We start from the raw sequence: 20,040 nt of genomic DNA on the forward strand, positions 1-20,040 counted from the left end.
TTGATGCGGGTGACCTGTCCAGTCGCCTGCACCGTCCGGAGCTCCGATGTGCCGTCAGTCTGCCACCGTCTGTCTGATCAAGTCGCCCACCGGTCAGCACCGGGCGATCGGGCCGCTGCACCAGCGGCTGCTGACGTTGGCAGATCCGCGGCACCGGCGCGGGAAGCGTCACCCGTTCGTGAGCGTGCTGCTGGTCGCCTGCTCGGCGGTGCTGACCGGAGCCCGCTCGTTCGCCGCGATCGGCCAGTGGGCATCGAGGGCTCCGCAGGAAACCCTCGCCCGGCTCGGCGCCCGCACCGTGACGGTCTTCACCGTGCGCATCGCGCCGAGCACGGCGACCATCCGCCGAGTCCTGAACGCCGCCTGCCCCGGCGGCCTGGCCGATCTGCTCGGCCACGACCCGGCCGGGGCCGACACCCTCGCGGTGGACGGTAAGAGCGCCCGCGGTTCCCGCCACGGCGAGATCCCGGCCGCTCATCTGCTGGCCGCGGTCACCGGTGCCGGCCTGACCGTCACCCAGCTCCGCGTCCCCCGCAAAACGAACGAGATCACCTGCTTCGAGGCCCTGTTGGCGCCCTACGACCTGGCCGGCGTCACGGTCACCGCGGACGCCCTGCACTGCCAGCGCGATCACGCCCGGTTCCTCGTTGAGGAGAAGAAGGCGCACTACGCCTTCACCGTGAACCACAACCAGAAGAACCTGCACCGCCAACTCGCAGCTCCGCCCTGGGAGAAGGCGAGCGCGAAGTTCTACGACCGCACCACCGCCCACGGGCGCCTGGAAACCCGCGTCGTGCAGGCCCTGACCATCACCGACCTCGACATCGACTTCCCCCACGCGGTCCAGGTCGCGAAGATCGTCCGGCACCGCACCCACCGCAAAACCGGCAGGCGCAGCCGCGAGACCGTCTACATCATCACGGATCTGACCAGCCGCGAAGCCTCCCCGCAACGGCTCGCGAAGATCATCCGTTCGCAGTGGGCCATCGAGAACCGGCTCCATTTCGTCCGCGATACGACCTTCGCCGAGGACGCCTCCCAGGTCCGCACCGGCCACGGCCCGGACAACATCCCCACCCTCAGGAGCTTCGCCATCAACACACTGCGAGCCGCCGGCCACACGAACATCGCCGCCAGTCTCCGCGAAGTGTCCTACGACAGCTTCCGCCGACCGCAGGACCTCATCGGCCTCACCTGACCTGCACTCATCCAAGATCAAAATACTTTGCAACAGCCCTGGTCATGCAGGTTTGATGGCCAGGCCGGTCTCGTTGAGGCAGCCGTCGATCAGGTTGCTGCGGTACTGGATGCTGCGGAGGCCATGACGAATGGTGTGGATGAGGTGTTCGGGTGTGGTGAAGGCGACGTTGGACAGCCACCCACGCCGCAGCAGGGACCAGATGCCTTCGACGGGGTTGAGGTCGGGTGCGTAGGGCGGTAGGTAGTAGATGGTCAGCCAGTCGTGTGAGTCGGCGAATTCGCGCAGGCCGGCGGCTTTGTGGACGTTGAGGTTGTCCCAGATGAGGACGATCGGGCCGCCGAGTTGCTGGTGGGCGGCGGTCAGCAGGTCGCGGTAGTCGCGCCAGGAGAAGCTCTTGCGTCCGTCGCGCTGGCCGTCGTCCCTGCGGGGCCGGTAGATCAGCCGGGACTGACGGCCAGGTTTGTAGCAGGTCAGCGCGGCGATCGAGACGCGTCTGCGGGACCGGCCGCGGACCCGCACTACCGAGGTGCGGCCGCGTGGTGACCATGTTCTGGCGTGCGGCGGTGTCATGGAGAAACCGGCTTCGTCCTCGAAGACCAGCCAGGCCCCACGAGCCGCCGCTAACCTTCCGCGCGGGGCCAGACCTCCTTGACCCACCCGGCCACGGCGTCATCGTCGCGTTCCATGGCGCGCCGGGCCGCAACCTGGCACGACCAGCCGTTGCGGACCAGCAGCTTGCGCACGCCCTGGACGGTGTAGGTCAGGTGGAAGCGTCGGCCGATCACGGTCTTGATCCTGCCCAGGGTCCAGCGCTGGTCCTCCCAGCCGTGAGCAGCCGGCCCCTTGGCCAGCTCCGCCTCCAATCGGGCGAACTGCTTCTCGCTCAGCCGCGGCAGCGACGCCGGGCCCTGCGACCGCAAAGCGCGCGGACCGTCCTCAGCCCACGCATGACGCCATCGCTGCACCGAGCGGACACTGACTCGCAGGTCCCTGGCGATCGACGTACTGCCCTCACCCCGGGCGAACCGCTCAGCAGCCTGAAGCCGCAACTCCTCGCGTCTGTCCTGCCGTTCGGCGGTCAGCCCGCCACCTTGTGGATACCGCATCCTCCGGTGATACCGCAGCCAGACACCGGACGTCAGCCCCTATGACTCCACGAGTTCAACCTCAGTGACTGACGGCCTTCACGAAAGGCTGCCGGACATTGCGGGTGCCGATAAATCATCCGGCCAGGTCACGGTCTTGATCGCCGGTCTCCGACTGTGCCTGCCCCTCACCCTCGATGCCTTCACCTGCGCCGGGCATGAAGGCATCATGATCGGTCGTGCTGCTGCGTCTGGCCTACCTCACCGCGACCAACGCCTGCGCCTGTTGCCGGTGAGCAACCGGGACAAGGACATCGAGATCCTTGCGCTCCGACACCAACTGCTCGTTCTGCAACGCGAGGTCGGCAAGCCCGCCTTCACCGACACCGACCGCGCCCTCCTCGCCGGCCTGCTCCACCACCTGCCGATGGACAGGCTGCGGCAGCTCTTGCTACTGGTACGCCCCGACACGATCATGCGATGGCACCGCAACCTGCTCAAACGGGGCCATGCCGCCACCTGCGTCCCGAAGCGGCGTGGACGCCCACCCACCATCCGCTCCATCCGCGCCCTGGTCCTGCGCCTGGCCCGAGAGAACTCCTCGTGGGGATATCGCCGCATCCACGGCGAACTCGCCGCCCTCGGCATCCTCCACCGTCTGGGAAATCCTCAAGGAGCACGGCATCCCACCCACGCCGGAACGACACAGCACGACGTGGGCCGACTTCCTGCGCAGCCAGGCCGGTGCCCTGCTCGCCTGCGACTTCTTCGAGACCCGCACCCTGACCGGGGCACGCCTGTACGTCTTCACGGTCATCGAGCACTCCACCCGGCGCATCCGAATCCTGGGCACAACCGCACACCCCACCGCGCAGTGGGAGGTACAGCTCGGACGCAACCTCCTCATGGACCTCGAAGACGCGAGCAGCAGGGCCAGGTTCTTGATCCGCGACCGCGACGCAAAGTTCACCGCCGCCTTCGACGCCGTGCTCACCGACGCCGGACTCAAGATCGTCAGGAGCGGTGCACGGATGCCGCGCATGAACTCCATCATGGAGCGCTGGATACAGACCCGCAGACGCGAACTCCTCAACAAAACCCTGATCTGGAACCAGAGCCACCTTCTCCACGCGCTCGGCGAGTTCGAAACCTTCCACAACCAGCACCGACCCCACCCAGCGTTAGAGCAGGCCGCTCCGCTGCGCCCACTACCCGAGCCGATCAGCGCGCAAGAACACATAACGAATCTGAACATCCGCCGACGAGACCGGCTCGGCCGAACCCTCCACGAGTACCAACATGCTGCCTGACCATCCCAGATGATTAATCGGCACCCGCAGGGACGCTGGCAGCGGGATCGCGCGCCTTGCCCCAGCCGTCAGCCGTCGCCCTCGCGCAGGCGCGACACGACCACGGCCGCGTGGTGGAAGTCCTCCTCCGTCCGCAGGCGCCCTCCGAGCATCACGGTGGTCACTCCCGCCTCCCGGTAGCGCCGCAGGTACGCGGCCACCTCGTCGTAACCGCCCACCAGCAGCGGCACCCCGGCTCCGGAGCGGTAGGCGCCCGTCCAGTAGACGCCGTCGAACAACTCGCCCTCGGCGGTCAGGTCGGCGAGGCGCTGGCTCCACTCGGAGCCAGACTTGCGGCGCATGGCCACCCTGATGTCCGACAGGCGGTCCGCAAGGTAGAGCGACCGGGCTGCGGCCCATGCCTCCTCCGACGAGGGCCTGGCGACCATGCCGACGCGGACGGCGGTCTCGGTCGCCCTGCCACCGCCGGGAAGGAACGTCTCGACGAAGGCGGAGACGGGCTCCGGATGCGTCACGGCCACGTCCGCCACCTCGTCGGCCGCCCGGCGGCTGGCCGCGGACGACCCGGCCACGAAGACGCGCGGCTGCTGAACGGCTTCGACACGGCAGTGCGCCCGCAGGAGCTGGTAGGCATAGTACCGGCCGCGGTACGTCAGCGGCTCGTCCGAGGTGAGCAGGGACCGCACGATCCGGCAGAACTCTACCGCGCGGGCGTACCGCGCTTCGTGGTCGAGGCCGTCGAGCACCTGATCCAGCTCAGTGGGGGTCGCGCCGGTGATCAGGTTCAGGTCGATCCGCCGTCCGTGCAGCGCGGTCAGTGAGTGGATCATCTTGGCAGCCGTCAGCGGCGGCAGCGCGTACGGCTGGAGCGCCACCAGCGGCGTGATCAGCTCGGTGTGCTGGAGGATGGCGGCGGCGACCATCCACGGGTCGAGGCTGTGGTGGTCGTAGAAGATCAGCAGCCCGTCGATCCCGTGGCGCTCGGCCCGCCGGGCCAGACCGGCGATCCGCCCGAGCGGGTCGGCATCGGTCGGTCGGGGCGAGATCGCCGTTGCGTAGACGTCGAGTCGGCCTTCCATCACACCTCCGGGATTCGTAAGCAGGTTGCGCGGCGGGCGGGGCCACCGCGCTCGCGGGGCCGCCTGCCCGGGTCGGTGGAACCGCTCCTGCTCAGCTCAGTTCGAGCCGCACCGCGCGCACCAGGTTGTCGATGATCTCCGGCATCAGCCGCTCGCCGATCGCGGGTCTGGCCTGCTTCGACGCGTAGATCACGCCGGAGCGGGTTCTGAGGGCGTCCGGGACGGGCAGGACCAGATAGCTGACACGCCGCTCGCGGTCATCGTCCTCGGCCGCGTCCATGCGCACCGCTTCCGGGCGCACGTGCATTAGCAGACTCGTCTCCACCATTGCCGCGTGGTTGTCCTCCGACCGCGGCACCCCGGTCTCGTCCGCTATGGAGTTGCGGGTCTCCTCCGTGGCGAAGTCCCACCAACTCGCGGCCATGACACGGGCGTCTGGTGCCGAGTGGACGAACTGGTCGACCGCGTCGAAGACCGGCGGAAGGTTGGCTATGTGGCCGTGCACGATCAGGAACCTGCGGGCCCCGTTGCGGTAGGACGCGGTAAGGACGTCCTGCACGACACCGGTCAGGGTTGAGGCCCGCAGATTCGTCATTCCCGGGAACTCGCCGCCGACGCGCACGGCGTCGGTCTTGTACCCAAACGGAAGGGCCGGCAGGACGAGTGCCGGAACACGGCGGCTCACCTGGCCGGCCAGGTACTCGGCGATCACGGTGTCCGTAGACAGCGGCAGGTGCCGGCCGTGCGCCTCGACGGCCCCGATGGGCAGCACGACGAGGCGACGGGCGATGTTCTCCTGGTACTCGGGCCATGTCAGATCCTCCACCCGCATGTTCGTCCATCCCCTTCCGAGTCGGGCCCGAAGGCCTCAGTCGAGCCAGCCGAGGCTGGGTACGGCGGACCGCTCCTCCCGGCTCCTGGCACGGAGGTTGAGGAAGTCCTCCTTATTGCAGCAGCCCGAGTCCGCTTTGCAGCCCGCCCAGCGGTCGTCGCGCAACTCCAGGCGGAAGTCGGGGTCCAGGGCGTTGCCGATCCTGTCCTGCTGAAGCACGTAGTACCGGGAGCAGGGATAGACATCGCCGTTGATGCCGATGTAGAGGTAGTCGTGGCCGGCCTGGCACGGCAGGCCTTTGATCGGTCCCAGCGCCGTGACGTTGAGTTCGAGCAGTTCCCGGTTCGCACCGTGCGACAGCGCCCCGGCCATGCCGGCGCTGGTGCCGGTGCCCAGCAGCGGGGCCATCTGCTCGGTCCGCTCGAACTCCCCGTTGGGCGTGCCGGGGGTGTATCCGAGGTCCAGGTTGAACCGGAGGCCGGCGTCATGGGCGGCGCGGCGCAGTTCGGACACCTGCTCGGCGTTGTCGGGGAACAGCAGGGCGTTCACGACGACGAAGCATCCGTACGTGTCCCGGGCGAAGAGCGCGTTCTCGATGAATCGCGCCGTCGGGATCTCGGTGTGGTGGTGGGTGATCCACAGGGTGAGCCTGGAGAGGTCGGCCGTCTCCGCCAGCACGGGGAGCCGCCGTTTCAGCAGCGAGCCGTTGGTGAGCAACTCGACGAAGCGCACGCGGGGCTGCTGCGTGAGCCATGCGGCCTGCGTGAGGAAGTCACGCGAGGCGAAGGGCTCCCCGAGGGTGGCGAGCCGGACGCCGACGGGGTAGGGCTGGGCCGCCATCCAGCGCACGACCGTCCCGACGTCGTCCCGGTCCCTCTCGTGCTTCCAGTCGGAGGTGTCGCTCTTCGCGTAGTCGCCGGTGGAGACGCAATACGTGCAGCGGAAGTTGCACAGGCGCTGCGACGACACGTACCAGATATTGAGAAGCCGGTCCATGGCGGCTTCACCGCGCCTGTTCCGGCCGGAGCGGGCCCAGCACGGGGAAGCTGGCGAGCGGGCGGAACTGCCGGTGCACGAAGTCCGGCTTCTGGTCGTGGCAGGTACGGCAGATGTAGTCCTGCGGGGCCTCTTCCACTCCGAACACCCGGCGGCGCAGCCGGACCGCATCGGGGCTCGTCATCACGTCGTGGACCGAGCCGTCGCGTATGTTGCCGTACACCTCCCGCTGGTGGAAGTCGTTGCAGCAGATGAACATGTCGCCCGTGACCGAGAAGTAGGCGTGGTTGAGCGGCCAGCTGCAGCCGCGGAGCCTGCCGGCGGCGAAGACGCCCTGGTGGTACTCGTTGGTCAGCTCGCCGGCCCGGTCGCAGGTCTGCGTCGGGTTGACCTCCACCCCGCGTCCCTCGTACTTCGCACGCAGCGCCGCCGTACGCCGGCTGAGTTCCTCGCCGACTCCGTTGACGGCCAGGGTCACAGGCCAGCCCTGGTCGATGGCGAGGTCGAGATTCCGCAGCGTCGCCTTGTACGTACCGGCTCCGGTGAGGGTGCGGAACTCCTCCTCGTCCAGGGTAGGAAGGTTGACGATCAGGTGGTGGAGCACACCGCTGTCCTGGAGGAGCTGGATCTTGCGGTGGGTCAGCGCGCTGGCGTTCGTACTCAGGGAAAGCTTCATGCCGTGTTCCTGCAGCACGCGGATCCGGTCGGCGAAGAAGCGGTCGAGAGTCGGTTCGTTGAAGAAGTGGAAGGTGACGAAGGTGATGGTCCGGTAGGGGGTGAGCTTCTCGATGATCTCGGTGAAGAGGTCCATGGGCATGGTCGCCCGGGGCTTCGGAGAGGAGGAGACCGGGCAGTAGCGACAGGACCAGTTGCAGTGGGCGGTCACCTCGATCTGCGCCGTGCGCAGGCGGTATTCGACGCACAGGTCGTCGGAGGCCTGGAGCCACGCCTTCTCCACCAGCCGTCTGATCAGCGGTTCGCCGAACTCCGCGATCAGGGACGGCAGGTCCACCGGTTCGGGCGCGGCCCGCTCCAGCGCGGCCAGCGCCGCGAGGTCCGGCTGCCAGTCCACCGTCCGGTCCAGGCCGATGACGCCGAAGGCGGCGTCGCCGGGGTCGGTGATGACGGGGAAGGCGGGACCGCGGGTGTCGGTCATGTAGATGACGGGCGACGGTTCATCGGGCCGGATGCAGGTGATGTAGGGCGAGGTCTGCAGAGTTGCCGGGAGCACGTGGGCCTCCGTCAGTGGGTGGGACGCCTCGATGCCGGTGCGGCGAGACGGTTGGCGGTCAACGCAGGGGCTCCTGCACGCGGGTGAGCAGGAAGAGGCACGAGTAGGGGATGCGCTCCATCTGCCGCACCTGCCAGCCGGGCAGTTCGGCCCGGCCCCGGGAGCTCACGCTCGGTTCGGCGAAGTCGGAGACGAGGAAGCCGGCCACGCGGAAGGCGCGCCAGTACTCGCTGAGCGGCCGGTGGACGTACGGCACGGGTGCGAAGCCCTCCCAGGCGGCCAAGAGGTTGCCGCCGGTGCGGAAGTAGTCGTCCACCACGTAGCCGCTCGCCTCCTCCTGCCGGGGCGAGTCCGCGGCGGGCAGGTCCCACAGCCGCGGCCCGCACGAGAAGCACGGATGGCTGAGGGCCAGGACCAGACGGCCTTCGGGCCGCAGGACCCGCCGAGCCTCGTCCAGGACGCTCTCGTGGTCCGGGACACTGGTGAGCACGTGGTTGCAGACGATCTTGTCGAAGGAGGCCGTTTCCAGCGCGGCCAACTGCGTGGCGGAGGCGGCCAAGTAGGTGATGCCGAGCGGCTGTGCCGCCTCGTGCCGCGCCGCAAGGGACAGCATGTCCTCGCTGAGGTCCACCCCCACCACCCGCGCTCCCTGGTGCGCGAGCTTGCGGCACAGGTAGCCGTTGCCGCAGCCCAGGTCGAGCACGTCCGCGCCGCGGACCGGACCGAGCATGGCGAGCATGGGCTCGTCGCTGACGTACGCCCGGTGGTCGTCGCCGTCGGCGTCGAAGCCGCTTTCCCACGGCAGGGCGTTCCGGTTCCAGAGGGAGCGGACCGTGCTGTCGTCGAGGGGGGCGGGCCATTGCTGGGGAACGGCGGCCGCACGGTCCAGATGGGGTTGCACCGTGGCGGCGTTCGCCCCGTGCTCCGGTCGTCCGGCGGCCTCACCCGGGTGGCGGCCCTCGAATTCCAGCCGGTCCAGGGAGGGCTGGAAGCGCCCGGACCACGGTGAACGGTAGCGGAAGTAGTATTCCCAGGCCCAGAAGGGCTCGTCGACGGTCTCTGTCTTCCCTGCGCAGTCCGCACAGAACAGCACCCTTTGGCGCGGGCAAAAGGCCAACGACATGAAGTGCTTCGGGCGCCGGCAGACCGCACAGGGGTAGCGCCAATGGAGGCCGCATCTCGGGGCGGGCGAGCCCAGGTCGTACGACGCCCCGTGCACCGGGTAGTCGCTCACGGCGGTGGCGATCCGCCGGCAGTAGCAGCAGTCGGGCGGGGGTGCGTCACGGGCGGCGCTCATACCGCCGCCCGGAAGTAGTCGGGGATGCGGGCGAAGTCCGGGTCCATGCCGGCGGTGAACCAGGCATGAGTGTCGTGCAGCACGGCGTCGAACATCTGGTGCGGAATGGCGTGCCCCTTCCGAATGCGAGTGTTCCGGTGGTCCTCCAGGGCGTTCATCCACGCCCGGAACCGCCGCACACGTCCGTCGCTGGCCGGCCAGGCGTCTTGGATGCGCTCCCGTACGACCGTGAAGGGGCTGGGGACCGCCAGCTGGGCGCTTCCCACCAGCCCTTCCACTGCGGGGAGTTGGTGGTAGATGGCAGTGATCTCGTCCACGAAGGAGACCCGGTAGCCGAGGCGCCGGCGCAGCGCGAGCCACATGTCCCAGTCCTCGCAGTGCGTCAGCGACTCGTCGAAGCGCACCCCGGTCTCCCGGAAGCTCCGCACGACCACGGCTCCGGTGTGGATGAAGTTGGCCACCAGGAGGAAGTCGTCGTCGAAGGGGTATGCCTTCACCGGTCCGCCGTCCACCCTCTCGGGCAGCTCGCTCATCCGCTCACCCGCGACGAGGGCGGAGCAGTAGACGAAGTCCGCCCGCCCCAACGCCAGGGCCTGGTACGCGCGGGCCAGATGCCGGGGCAGGAAGATGTCGTCGTCGTCGAGGAAGGCCAGGTACTCCCCCTCGGCGTGGTCGATACCGACGTTGCGCGCGTGGGAGACCCCGGTGCGGCGCGGCAGTTCGAAGAGCCGTAGGGGCAGGCGGTCCCGCCATGGACGGAGCACGTCGACCAGGGTGGGGCCGCCGTCGTTCACCACGACGACCTCGAAGTCGCCGAAGACCTGCCGGGAGAGGCTGGCGAGGGCTTCCGGCAGGAGGTGAGGGCGGTGGTGGGTTGGGATGACGACACTGATCATGGATACTCCTCAGGCGTCCGCGTCCGGGGCGGGTCCGGGAATCCCTGGACCACGTCCGCCGATCCGCCGGACCGTGGCGTCCGGTATGCCGGCCATCCGGTAGAGGGTGGCGCGGCCGGTGCCGGTGGCGCCGGGCTCCTTCCTGGTGCGCCACTGCCAGGTGACGCGCCCGTCCCGGGCCACCTCGAACACCCGGCCCGCGGTCGCGTCGGTCACCAGCACGCTCCCCCCGGGAAGGGGCTCGGCCCCGCCCGCGACCGGGGTGAAGAAACTCCCGGGCGGCTCCGCCCGGTACTCCCACACGACGACGCCTCGCACCGGGTCGATTTCGAGCACCCGGCTGCGCGCGGCGTTCACCCCGTTGTCGAGCACCACGACGTTCCCCCCGGGCGCCATTGTCGGCTGGTGCTGCCCCGACAGCGTCCCCGGACCCCACGACCACAGCACGCGCGACCCGTCGGGGGCGACGGCGGCGATCAGGTCGAGGTTGCGCATCGAGACCAGCAGGGCGCCGTCGGGCCACAGCCCCGACGGATGGGCATGGAGGATCTCCACGGTGTTGGTGTGCAGGACATCGCACGGGGAGCCTGGCAGCAGCCGCAGCAAGGTCAGTGCCCGGGCCGGCGGCCCGTCGTGCGAGGCCGAGAGCAGCAGTCCGGAGGTCTCCTCGTCGAGGGGTACGCCGGCCTTGCGGAAGGCGGCGTCTTTGCCACGCACCTGATCGTGCACCAGCGCCCGGAGCGCGGGGTCGGTGGTGAGAGCGTCGTAGAGCGACACGTCGCGAAGGCGGCGGCCGTCGTCGCCGAGGACGGTGACGAGATTGTCGAGAACGGTGAACGGGCTGCCGTCCACCGTGATGCGCCGCGGTTCCTCGGTGAGCACGTGCACGGCCCCGTCCGGCGCGACGGCGAGGTCGTGGTGCGCGGTGACGTCGGCGCGCCACAGCACGGAGGAGTCCCGATCGAGTTTCAGCAGGGCCTGGAGCGGCACCGTGGCGAACAGGCAGCCGTCCGCGGCGACTTCGACGTGGTTCCAGCCGCGCAGGAAGCTTGGCGGGTCGCCTTCCTGGGCTGGCTGCGCGGTGGCGTTGCTCCACGTGTGGAGCTCGGCGCCGTCGCGGTCGACAAGCCGGGCCACGGGCGTGGGGTAGGAGGAGGCCGGCGAGTAGACGAAGTGGTCGACCGCCGTGTGCCGGGACGGCGTGAGCGCCGCGCGAGCGAGGCTTTCGGACAATGTGCTGTCCTCCGGTTCGTTGCGTACGGAGTTGTTGCTGGCGTCTCGTCGGATCGGACGGTCAAGACTCGCGCGCCTGGTGGCCGGCCGTGGTGGCCGCCATGACCTCCTCGGCGGTCTTCCAGATCTCCGGGAGTTCGTCGAGCGTCCGTGCCGCCCGGTCGCGGAGGTCGGCACCGCTGGTGATGCCGATGTCCGCGAGGAGTTCGGCGAAGGCTGGTTCGTGGGCCGCCTTCAGGTCCGGCGCGTCGGCGGCCAGGACCTTGTGGCAGCGCGCTGCCGTGGCGACGAGCCAGAACACCACCTCCTGGTGGTCGCCCCGGCGCGCCAGGGCGTAGCTCGCGTCGATTGCGATCGGCCGCGCCGCCGCGGTGAGGTCGCTGCTGAAGAAGAACGGCGTCCTCGACACGGCCGCGGCGCAGTCGAAGGTGGCGGAGAGCGCGTCGATGTGCCGCTCCACGCGGTCCGCGGTGAGCTCCTGTGCCCCCAGCTGGCGCAGCAGCTGGGGATAGTGCCGCCGCAGCCCGGTGTCCGCCAGGGCGTCGCGAGCACGCAGGTAGCGCAGGCGCACCGTGGGGTTGCACAGCGCGGCCACCAGGATCAGGTGGGCGGTCACCCCGGTGGGGAACAGCCAGCCGGTGACCCGGTCGTGCCAGGGGGCCTCGGTGTCCGGTGCGCGCAGGCCGTTCTCGATCCGCTGCCGCACGTTCTCGCAGCGGCGCCGGACCCAGGTCCCGTCGGTGAAGGCGGCGGCCACCTGCCGTTGCAGCGCGCGCAGCCGACCTGTCGGGTCGTCGATGACCGTGTCGGTGCGCAGTCCGCCCGCCAGGTGGTAGTCGGCCAGTGACCTGTCGGCCGGCGCGATCCGGTCCCACGGCAAGTAGGTAACCTCCAGCAGTACCCCGTGGTGGAGGAACTTGCCGAGTTTCAGGCCCTCGACGGGCTGCCCGGTCACCACCATGACGTCCACGTCGCTGCCCAGGGGGAGTTCGCCCAGGGGCTTCATGTCCACCGTGGAACCGCTGAAGTACGCGCCCACGTAGCCCTCGTAGGCGTGTGCTGAGCTCTTCACCCAGTCGTGTGCGGCAGAACGTGCGGCTGCCACGGTGATGCCGGTTGCCATGGTGGGGGAACCTCCTGGTGCGTGTGTCGGTGGTGTCGGGGCTGCCTTCATGCGGTCCCGGGCTTCTCCGGGTCATCCGGCAGGGTCGGCCAGTTGGCGACGTCGTCGCCGTGGGCGTGGACGAGGGCCAAGGCCATGCGTTCCAGGCCGATCGCCGTGCACGCGCTGTGGGCGGCCGCGCCGCCCGGGCAGCGAATGCCGAACCGCGACGTCAGGTGATCCTTGTGCCGGTTGGCCGACGCGATGGCCACCGCGCCGTCGCCGCCGACCGGCGCCATGAACTCGTACTTGAGGCCCTGCTCCATCTGGCTGGCGTTCAGGAAGCGAGCGGTCGGGCCGAAGAACGGGTCGGTGGCCCGCTGGACGGCGACGTCGAGCCCCAGCCCGGCGAAGAGGGACGCGCATCTGTCGATGTGCTCCTCGTGCCCGGCCGCGATGCGCTCCTCCTCGCCCACGGTGACGAACTCGCGCATCCGGAAGGTCCGGAGCCGTCCGATCTCGGCGGTGGCCTCATGGCGGTAGCAGTAGCCCGTGACATCGAAGTGCGCGGGCGCGGTGACAACGCTGTCGGCGAGGCGCGGGTAGACGCTGTAGCAGGCCGCGGGGGTCAGCACGGTGTCCGTCGCGTCCCACGCGGTGCCGGCGCCGCGGGCATGGACCTGGCCGAGAAGGTGCGGGAAGGAATCCAGGTACCGGGCTCGCTCGATCCACGCCCGGGGGACGACCGGTGGGCACGAGGTCCGCTCCCACGACGCCGGACCGACGCCCAGCGCCGCCAGGGAGCCGTGCAGGCGCCCGAGCAGAGACTCGAACCGTTCGGTGAAACCGAGCACGCCCGCCACGTCCGTGGCCAGCGCCCACCCGCCGGTGACGAGCCGTTCCACCGGGTTCGGGGAAGGGGAGCCCCTTCCGAGCAGCTCAACTTTCGATGCCATGTGCCGCCTCCGTTTCGGCGCGGTCCGCGCGGGTCCGCGCGGGCGGTTGTCCGGTCCGCGGGATCTCACCGATCCCCGCGCAGGCTCTCAACCCTCTTTCCACCGAGGCGATCAGGAAGAGCGAGCGGTCGATCTGCCGGAAGTTCCCGAGCCGCTCGATCGTGTCGAGCATCCTGGTCAGACCGTCGGCCGCCACGTAGCCGGAGTCGATGAGGATTCCGCCGGAGCGCAGGAGCCGGCGAAGGTACGGCACAACGTAGACCCGGATGGCCGTGCTCAACGCTTCGCGGGGGTCGTCGCGGGGCTCGCTGTAGGTTTCGAGGGGCAGGCCCAGCCGGGCCAGGCGCAACCGCTGCACGGTCTTGTTCTCCCGCCACGGGCGAGGCAGCGACTCGCAGAACCGGATGACCTCCGGGTCGCACATCGGCGACACCGGCCACAGGCCGTTGCGCAGGAACTGCGGAGCCCTGCTGGCGAAGGCGAGCAGGCTGCTGGCGTGCAGGATCCCGGCAGGAGCGATGCGCTGTTCGCTGCACGGCACGGCCGCGGCGACGCGCGGCCCCAGCCACACCGGATCGGGCAGCGCCTTGGACGGGGCCGCCGCCTGCTCGGCACTGCGCAGGCTGCACAGCTCATCGCCTCCGGTGCCCCCGTAGGACACGTGCGCGCCCAGGCCGGCCAACGCGGACATCATCGCCTGCTTGGCCTCGATCCACGGCTCCGAATACGGCGTCGTCGGAAGCGGCTCCCCGACCGTCCCCGTCGGCCCGAACGGCATGAAGTCGGCGACGGCAACGGTGACGTCGGTACCGAGGCCGAAGGAATCGATCATCATACCGCGCCGGCGGCGCTGCTGCTGGTCGACGGACCCGCCGATCAGCAGCGCCGCGGGCGTCACTGGCGCCGACTGCGACGCGGTGAGGCCCGCGGCCACGTTGGCACTGTCGAGCCCGCCGGAGAGTTCGACGGCGCCGTGCGCCGACTCGGCCCGGCGCCGCACCGCGGCGGTGAGTACGGCCTCGAACGCGGACAGGACGTCGGCACCCTGCCGCAGCGGACGGGGCTGGGCGTGCAAGGCCGCAGCGGGGTACCGCAGACTGGGCGTGCCGCCGCTCCACGAGGCGACCGAGCGTTCCGTCAGCCGGTGCACGGTGCTCCAGACCGTGTCGTGCCCGTAGCGGTGGCGTCGGCTGAGCAGACGGGCGACCTCCCGGTCGAGCAGTGTGGCGGCGCGGATGGCCCCGCGCAGGTCGGCGGGGTCCCAGGACCCCGTCAGCGCCCTTTCGTCCCCGGCCAGATACACCGGCGCCACGGCCCAGGTCCCGGCGCGTACCGTCAACGCGCCGGCGCGGATGTGCAGCACGGTCCGGTCGAGGTGCTGCCCGTCGTGGCCGGCGAGGGTCTGCCGCAGCCGGTCAGGTGTCACCCGTGCCGGCTTCCCCGGGACGGCGGCCGGTTCGCCGCGGCCGAGCTCCCGCACGACGACGACCGTCTCGGCGCCGTCGGTGATCATGCTGGGATGCAGTGCGGGATGGAGGTACGGCATGATCTCGTCGTCGCCGGAGCGCCACGCCCATCCGTTCCATTCCCATTCCGCGGCGTCCTGGCCGATCGCGGCCGTGGAGAGGGTGAATTTCAGCATTCCGTCTCCTTGGGGGCACGTCCCTCGGTGGGAACGGTGTCCTCGATGCCGACGAAGTCGGGCTGGCTCGGGAAGAAGTACCGATCGGCCAGGGCGGGAACGGCGAGTACCGGCTCCCCGGCGAAGACGCCCTCCGGGTCGGCCGCCTGGTGCGGTTGCGGGGGTCCGGCGCCCTCCGTTTGCCCGAGGAGAGGTGAGATCTCCGCCCACAGCTCGGCGGAAGTCCGGAAGGTCGCCACGGTGAGTTTCTCCTCGGGGAAGGAGAAGCCGAAGAACTCCTCCAGCTCGATGACCAGTCCGGCGATCCCGAGCGAGTCCAGGCCGACATCCGCGAGCGGGGTGTCGGGGTACAGCGGGTCGCTGTCGGGAAGCAGCGGAATAAAGCGCCGCAGCAGGCGTTCGAACCGTGACGACCACATCTCACTTACCCTTTCGTCCGTGTCAGCTAAATGCGGCTTCCTGGAGCGCGTAGAGCTCGGCGTACCGTCCGCCCGCCTCCATCAGGGTCCTGTGATCGCCCTGCTCGACGATGCGGCCCTCCTCGACGAAGACGATGAGATCGGCCATGCGGACCGTGGAGAGCCGGTGGGAGACCAGCAGCACGATTCCGCCGTGGCCGTCCGGCCGTGACCGAGCGGCCTCCTCGAAGGCCCGGTACAGCTCGTACTCCGATGCGGCGTCCAGGGCGGCCGTCGGCTCGTCGAGCACGGTGAGCAGCGGCCGGTCGGGGAAGAGCGCGCGGGCCAGGGCGATCCGCTGCCACTGGCCGCCGGAGAGTTCGACGCCGCTGCCCAGGTCCGTCCCGAGCAGGGTGTCGAGACCGTCGGGGAGCTGCGCCAGTACCTCCGACGCCCCCGAGACCCTGGCCGGCCGGGTGAAGGCGGAGTCGTCGTCCACCCGGGCGAGATCTGCCACCCCGATGCTCTCCCTCGCGGTGAAGGAGAATCGGCAGTAGTCCTGGAAGGCCGCGGTGACCCGCTGCCACCATGACGCCGCCGTCAGCGCGGTGAGGGCGACGCCCTCCACCGCGACCTCGCCGGCGGACGGCTCAAGCAGTCCGCACACGAGCTTGACCAGTGTGGACTTCCCGGACCCGTGGCCGCCGACGAGGGCGACCGTGGTGTCCGCGGGCAGGTGGAGGTCGATCGCGGCCACGGCGTCACGTGAGGCGGCCGGATAGCGGAAGCGCACGCCGCGCAGCCGGATCCCGTCGACCAGGCGGTCGGGGGGGAGGGCCGCGGTGGTCGTCCTCGTCCCGCCACGGCCGCGCAGCCACAGGTACGCCGACAGGCTCTCCCAGCCGCTGACCGCGCCGCTCATGCCGCCGGCCACGAGGGTCACGCTGCGGCGCATCGCCATGGTCAGCGTGGCCACGAGGAGCAGGGAGCCGACGGAGACCCGTCCCTCGGTCACCTGCCGACACAGGAACACCAGTGCGGCGACGTATCCGGCGAGGAAGGCGGCCCAGCCGAGGGAGTCCACCACGGCGGCCCGGGCCTCGGCGCGCAACCGGGTCGCGGTCGCAGCGCGACGGTGGTGCTCGGCCCGGTCCATGGCGAAGCGCATGCCCCCGCGGAGCCAGAGATCCATCGCGCGCTCCGGATCGGTGGCCGCCTCGAACAGGCTCCGCTCGACGCGCTCGCACGGGGCCGCCGCACGGCCGGCCCGTGCCACCGTCCGCCTGCTGAGCAGCGAGCACCACAACGTGGGCAGGACGGCTAGCGCCAGAAGGGCGAACGGCGCTTCCACCATGGCCAGCAGCACGGTGCTGACGGCCAGCTGCACGGCGACCAGGCCCATGGTCACCGAGGACCACACGGCGTTCGCCATGTGCTGTCCGCTGCGCCGGGCGGCCTCGATGCGCTGGACTTGGTCGGGTTCGTCGAGGTGGGCGGTGTCGGGCAGCTCCGCCACGCGCCGCAACACGTCACGGTCGATAAGCTCGCCGACCTTCTGGTTCAGCATCACCCGGTGCACCGTAAGCATGGGCCAGCCGACCACGCCGACCGCCTGCCCCGCCGCCGTCGTCAGCACTCCCAGCAGCAGCGACGCGGAGTCCTGCCGCGTCACCGCGTTCACCGTCCAGCCCAAACCAACCGATGTCACGACTCCGGCGAACTGCTGGGCGACGGTGAGAGCCGCCACGCCCGCGGTCTGCACGCGTGACACCTGCCAGGACAGCCGGAACACCAGACGCAGCGCGGAGAGATGCATCACCGGGGCGCTCCGTCCGCGAGCCGGGGAGGGGAGTCCTGGGTCTGCCCTGGGTCGTCGAAGGCGGATGCCTGGAGAGTGAACATCGTGGCGTAGCGCCCGCGGGCGGCCAGGAGCTCACGGTGGGTGCCGAGTTCGACGACACGGCCGGCGTCGAGCACCGCTATGCGGTCCGCCTGGCGCACGGTCGCGAAGCGGTGGGAGATCAGGAGGACGCTCGCGCCGTTGCCGGCCGCCCTGATCAGTTCGAACGCGGCCAGTTCGGCGCGGATGTCGAGATTGGCGGTCGGCTCGTCCAGGAGCAGGACCCGCACCCCGGTCGCCACCGCCAGGAACGCCCTGGTCAGCGCGATCCGCTGCCACTGGCCGCCGGACAGCTCCTGTCCGGCCGCGTATCCCTGGGCCAGGACGGTGTCCCAGCCGCGCGGCAGCCGGTCGATCAGCTCCGTCACCGCGGTCCTGTCGGCAGCGGCACGGATCTGCGCCGGCGTCGCCCCGGGCGCGGCCGCCCGCAGATTGTCGGTGACGGTGAGGGGGTAGCGGCCGAAGTGCTGGTGCACGGCGTACACCTGGCGCGCCCAGCCGTCGGGGTCCAGGTCCTCCAATGGCCGGTCGTCGACCGTGACGGTGCCGCTCGTGGGGCGGTACAGGCCGGTGAGCAGCTTCCCCAAGGTCGACTTGCCGGCCCCGTTCACCCCGACGACGGCGAGAATCTCGCCTGGCCTCAACTCCAGGTCCACATCGGCCAGGACGGGCCGGTCCGTGCCCGGGTAGCGGAATCCGACGTGGTGGAAGGCCACAGAGGGCGGGCGCGTGGTGGACCCGGCCGCTCCGGCGGCGGGGCGGGGCACCGTGCGACTCACGGTCGTCGCGGCCCTGATCCGCTCCACCGCGTACGCCATCGGCACCGAGGTCTCGATGAGCATGGCCGTTCGGTTGTCGCCCACGATCAGCATCGCGCCGAAGGCGCCGAGGACCGCGGCCACCCCGCCGGCCGGGAGACCACCGTGCAGGGCGCGTTCCGCGACGGCCAGCAGCAGGCCCGTGCACACCGCGGCGACCCCGGCGAACAGGGCGACCTGGCGGTGGGACAGCCGCCGACGGGCTTCGTAGAGCGTGTCCGAGTATCCGAGCAGCGCGGCATCATGCCGTTGGAGCAGCCACGCGGCGATGCCGAACACCCGCACCTCCTTGGCGGACGGCCCGTCCGCCAGGAGGCTGCGCCAGCGCTGCACCCGGCGCAGCTCACCCAGGGCCGCGGTGTGGACGCGTTCGAAGCCGAGGAAGCCTGAACTGTCGATCGTGCGGACCGTCAGGCACACCAGCAGCGCGGCAGGCCCCCACCACCACCGGTAGTGGGACAGCGCGAGCGCAGGGAAGACCAGACCGGCGTAGTTGACGTACTGCTGCACTTGCGCCAGGGCGCCGGCACCGATCCCCGAGCCCATCCAGAAGACAGCGCCTGTCCGGAACTGTTCGAGATCTTGCTGCAACTCGGGGGCCTCCAGCTGGTCGAGGGTGGCCAGCGACCCGATCCGGCCCAGAATCTCCTGCCGCAAGCGCCCGTCGATCCGCCGCTCGGCCGCGAGCACGGCAGGGCCGAGGGCCGAGGTCGCCACCTGGAGGACGACCAGGCAGACGGTCAGCGCCAGCAGCGGAGCGGCCGTCGAGCCCGCTCCCGCACTGGTGCCGCGAGCGCCCTCGCGTACCAGGTCGGTGATCAGGAAGCCGGTGGCCAGCGCGACGGCGGTCGGCATCAGCGCGGCGAGTACGAGCAGGCCCGTGCACAGGGCGAGGGACCGCCTGCCCGCGAGGCGGGCGTGGCGCAGCAGCAGCGACTGAGCGGTCAACAATCGGCCGCCGCACCCCGGTTCTCGACTGGCCAATCGGCTCACCTCCGAATTCGGGTATCCGGCTGCCCTCAGCCAGGCGGGCAGGACGCTGCGCGGGCTTCCGTTCCGCGTTCGCGTCCGCTGCGATGTCACGCCTTCAGCTTCGCGAGGTCGCTCTCGACCATGAGTCGGATGAGTTCCTCGAAGGACATCTTCGGCCGCCACGCGAGTCGGTCCTCCGCCTTGCTCGCGTCACCGATCAGGGAGTCCACCTCCGCCGGACGGACGTTCTCCTCGTCGACGACCACGAGGTCCGTCCAGTCGTCCACACCGACGCAGGCGAAAGCGACGTCGAGGAGCTCCCGGACGGATTTCTGCCGGCCCGTCGCTATCACGTAGTCATCGGGGTCCGGCTGCTGGAGCATCAGCCACATGGCCTCGACGTAGTCCCCGGCGAATCCCCAGTCGCGTCTGGCGTCGAGATTCCCCAGGACGATTCGGTCCTGGAGCCCGAGCGCCATCCTCGACACGCCCTGCGACACCTTGCGCGTGACGAACTCCGGCCCCCGCCGCGGACTCTCGTGGTTGAACAGGATGCCCGAGGAGGCGTGCAGTCCGTACGACTCCCGGTAGTTCACGGTCATGTAGTGGCCGAACGTCTTCGCCACCCCGTAGGGGCTGCGTGGCCAGAAGGGCGTGCTCTCGGACTGCGGTACCTCGCGCGCCCTGCCGAATATCTCGGAGCTGCTGGCCTGGTAGAAGCGAATGCGCTTCACGTCCTCGCCGCAGCGCAACCGTACCGCCTCCAGCAGGTTGAGCACGCCCATCCCTGTGACGCTGGCGGTCACTGTGGCCGTGGCCCACGAGGAACCGACGAAGGACAGCGCTCCGAGGTTGTAGACCTCGGCGGCGTCGGACAGTTCGAGCGCGCGCAGCAGACTGGACAGATCCAGGAGATCACCGCGGACCACCCGCAGATCGGGCAGGTCGCGCCTCAGCGATTCGAGCCGCCCGTGGCTCTGGCCGTGCACCATGCCGAAGACCTCGTAGCCCTTGGACAGCAGCAGCCGTGCCAGATAGTAGCCGTCCTGACCGGTGATGCCCGTGATGAGCGCTTGCTTCTGCAACATCCGT

18 protein-coding genes are annotated in these 20,040 nt (G+C 70.1%); 2 read left to right on the forward strand and 16 right to left on the reverse strand.

The window, feature by feature from the left end:
• Positions 1–46 precede the first annotated feature (46 nt).
• The gene (locus OHA86_RS06620) at positions 47–1,198 is read left to right on the forward strand and encodes an ISAs1 family transposase (RefSeq protein WP_329173302.1); all 1,152 of its coding nucleotides are present in this window, start codon (positions 47–49) and stop codon (positions 1,196–1,198) included.
• A gap of 42 nt (positions 1,199–1,240) precedes the next feature.
• Here OHA86_RS06620 and OHA86_RS36030 read toward each other — a convergent pair.
• Together OHA86_RS36030 and OHA86_RS36035 are read right to left on the reverse strand one after the other, a co-directional pair.
• Positions 1,241–2,307, reverse strand: a protein-coding gene (locus tag OHA86_RS36030) for an IS630 family transposase (protein ID WP_443071648.1) whose coding sequence is annotated in 2 segments (ribosomal slippage) — positions 1,241–1,861 and positions 1,864–2,307 — 1,065 coding nt in all. Because the reading frame shifts where the segments join, the coding sequence is not laid out codon by codon here.
• Between the two features lie 235 nt (positions 2,308–2,542).
• Positions 2,543–2,707, reverse strand: a complete 165-nt coding sequence (locus tag OHA86_RS36035; RefSeq protein WP_443071649.1) for a hypothetical protein — start codon at positions 2,705–2,707, stop codon at positions 2,543–2,545.
• 115 nt (positions 2,708–2,822) lie between these two features.
• Here OHA86_RS36035 and OHA86_RS06635 point away from each other — a divergent pair, with 115 nt between their 5' ends.
• Complete coding sequence (locus OHA86_RS06635) at positions 2,823–3,596, forward strand: integrase core domain-containing protein (protein WP_443071650.1); 774 nt, start codon at positions 2,823–2,825, stop codon at positions 3,594–3,596.
• A 68-nt stretch (positions 3,597–3,664) separates the two neighbouring features.
• Here OHA86_RS06635 and OHA86_RS06640 read toward each other — a convergent pair whose 3' ends face one another.
• The 14 genes from OHA86_RS06640 to OHA86_RS06705 form a co-directional block, all read right to left on the reverse strand.
• Complete coding sequence (locus OHA86_RS06640; protein WP_329173305.1) at positions 3,665–4,675, reverse strand: LLM class flavin-dependent oxidoreductase; 1,011 nt, start codon at positions 4,673–4,675, stop codon at positions 3,665–3,667.
• A 91-nt stretch (positions 4,676–4,766) separates the two neighbouring features.
• Positions 4,767–5,501 carry a creatininase family protein gene (locus OHA86_RS06645; protein WP_329173307.1) on the reverse strand — a complete coding sequence of 245 codons (735 nt, stop codon included), beginning with the start codon at positions 5,499–5,501 and terminating at the stop codon, positions 4,767–4,769.
• Positions 5,502–5,543: 42 nt separating this feature from the next.
• Positions 5,544–6,503 (reverse strand): radical SAM protein, encoded by a 960-nt coding sequence (locus tag OHA86_RS06650; protein ID WP_329173309.1) that lies wholly within the window; start codon positions 6,501–6,503, stop codon positions 5,544–5,546.
• 7 nt (positions 6,504–6,510) lie between these two features.
• A complete protein-coding gene (locus tag OHA86_RS06655) occupies positions 6,511–7,734 on the reverse strand; it encodes a radical SAM/SPASM domain-containing protein (protein WP_329173311.1) in 1,224 nt (407 codons plus the stop codon).
• 58 nt (positions 7,735–7,792) lie between these two features.
• On the reverse strand, positions 7,793–9,031 hold the full coding sequence (locus OHA86_RS06660) for a class I SAM-dependent methyltransferase (protein ID WP_329173313.1): 1,239 nt from the start codon (positions 9,029–9,031) through the stop codon (positions 7,793–7,795).
• Positions 9,028–9,927, reverse strand: a complete 900-nt coding sequence (locus OHA86_RS06665; protein WP_329173315.1) for a glycosyltransferase family 2 protein — start codon at positions 9,925–9,927, stop codon at positions 9,028–9,030. The genes OHA86_RS06660 and OHA86_RS06665 overlap by 4 nt, the downstream gene beginning before the upstream one ends.
• A 9-nt stretch (positions 9,928–9,936) precedes the next feature.
• Entirely contained in the window at positions 9,937–11,160 is a 1,224-nt protein-coding gene (locus OHA86_RS06670) for an arylsulfotransferase family protein (RefSeq protein ID WP_329173316.1), read from the reverse strand.
• Between the two features lie 61 nt (positions 11,161–11,221).
• A complete protein-coding gene (locus OHA86_RS06675; protein ID WP_329173318.1) occupies positions 11,222–12,283 on the reverse strand; it encodes a hypothetical protein in 1,062 nt (353 codons plus the stop codon).
• Between the two features lie 47 nt (positions 12,284–12,330).
• Positions 12,331–13,218, reverse strand: a complete 888-nt coding sequence (locus tag OHA86_RS06680) for an aminoacyl--tRNA ligase-related protein (RefSeq protein ID WP_329173320.1) — start codon at positions 13,216–13,218, stop codon at positions 12,331–12,333.
• The gene (locus OHA86_RS06685; protein WP_329173322.1) at positions 13,202–14,860 is read right to left on the reverse strand and encodes a hypothetical protein; all 1,659 of its coding nucleotides are present in this window, start codon (positions 14,858–14,860) and stop codon (positions 13,202–13,204) included. Before OHA86_RS06685 ends, OHA86_RS06680 begins: the two co-directional genes overlap by 17 nt.
• The gene (locus OHA86_RS06690; protein WP_329173324.1) at positions 14,854–15,279 is read right to left on the reverse strand and encodes an acyl carrier protein; all 426 of its coding nucleotides are present in this window, start codon (positions 15,277–15,279) and stop codon (positions 14,854–14,856) included. Before OHA86_RS06690 ends, OHA86_RS06685 begins: the two co-directional genes overlap by 7 nt.
• 22 nt (positions 15,280–15,301) lie before the next feature.
• Positions 15,302–17,074 carry an ABC transporter ATP-binding protein gene (locus OHA86_RS06695; protein WP_329182247.1) on the reverse strand — a complete coding sequence of 591 codons (1,773 nt, stop codon included), beginning with the start codon at positions 17,072–17,074 and terminating at the stop codon, positions 15,302–15,304.
• Complete coding sequence (locus tag OHA86_RS06700) at positions 17,074–18,924, reverse strand: ABC transporter ATP-binding protein (protein WP_329173325.1); 1,851 nt, start codon at positions 18,922–18,924, stop codon at positions 17,074–17,076. Before OHA86_RS06700 ends, OHA86_RS06695 begins: the two co-directional genes overlap by 1 nt.
• A 131-nt stretch (positions 18,925–19,055) precedes the next feature.
• Positions 19,056–20,033 carry a GDP-mannose 4,6-dehydratase gene (locus OHA86_RS06705; protein ID WP_329182249.1) on the reverse strand — a complete coding sequence of 326 codons (978 nt, stop codon included), beginning with the start codon at positions 20,031–20,033 and terminating at the stop codon, positions 19,056–19,058.
• Positions 20,034–20,040 lie beyond the last annotated feature (7 nt).

The sequence above is a fragment of the Streptomyces sp. NBC_01477 genome, assembly GCF_036227245.1.
Taxonomy (GTDB): domain Bacteria; phylum Actinomycetota; class Actinomycetes; order Streptomycetales; family Streptomycetaceae; genus Actinacidiphila.

Bases quoted from the DNA above. Each gene is read 5' to 3' on its own strand.
- OHA86_RS06620 (WP_329173302.1), top strand. From the start codon at position 47: ATGTGCCGTCAGTCTGCCACCGTCTGTCTGATCAAGTCGCCCACCGGT.
- OHA86_RS06640 (WP_329173305.1), bottom strand. From the start codon at position 4,675: ATGGAAGGCCGACTCGACGTCTACGCAACGGCGATCTCGCCCCGACCG.
- OHA86_RS06650 (WP_329173309.1), bottom strand. From the start codon at position 6,503: ATGGACCGGCTTCTCAATATCTGGTACGTGTCGTCGCAGCGCCTGTGC.
- OHA86_RS06660 (WP_329173313.1), bottom strand. From the start codon at position 9,031: ATGAGCGCCGCCCGTGACGCACCCCCGCCCGACTGCTGCTACTGCCGG.
- OHA86_RS06665 (WP_329173315.1), bottom strand. From the start codon at position 9,927: ATGATCAGTGTCGTCATCCCAACCCACCACCGCCCTCACCTCCTGCCG.
- OHA86_RS06675 (WP_329173318.1), bottom strand. From the start codon at position 12,283: ATGGCAACCGGCATCACCGTGGCAGCCGCACGTTCTGCCGCACACGAC.
- OHA86_RS06680 (WP_329173320.1), bottom strand. From the start codon at position 13,218: ATGGCATCGAAAGTTGAGCTGCTCGGAAGGGGCTCCCCTTCCCCGAAC.
- OHA86_RS06685 (WP_329173322.1), bottom strand. From the start codon at position 14,860: ATGCTGAAATTCACCCTCTCCACGGCCGCGATCGGCCAGGACGCCGCG.
- OHA86_RS06690 (WP_329173324.1), bottom strand. From the start codon at position 15,279: ATGTGGTCGTCACGGTTCGAACGCCTGCTGCGGCGCTTTATTCCGCTG.
- OHA86_RS06695 (WP_329182247.1), bottom strand. From the start codon at position 17,074: ATGCATCTCTCCGCGCTGCGTCTGGTGTTCCGGCTGTCCTGGCAGGTG.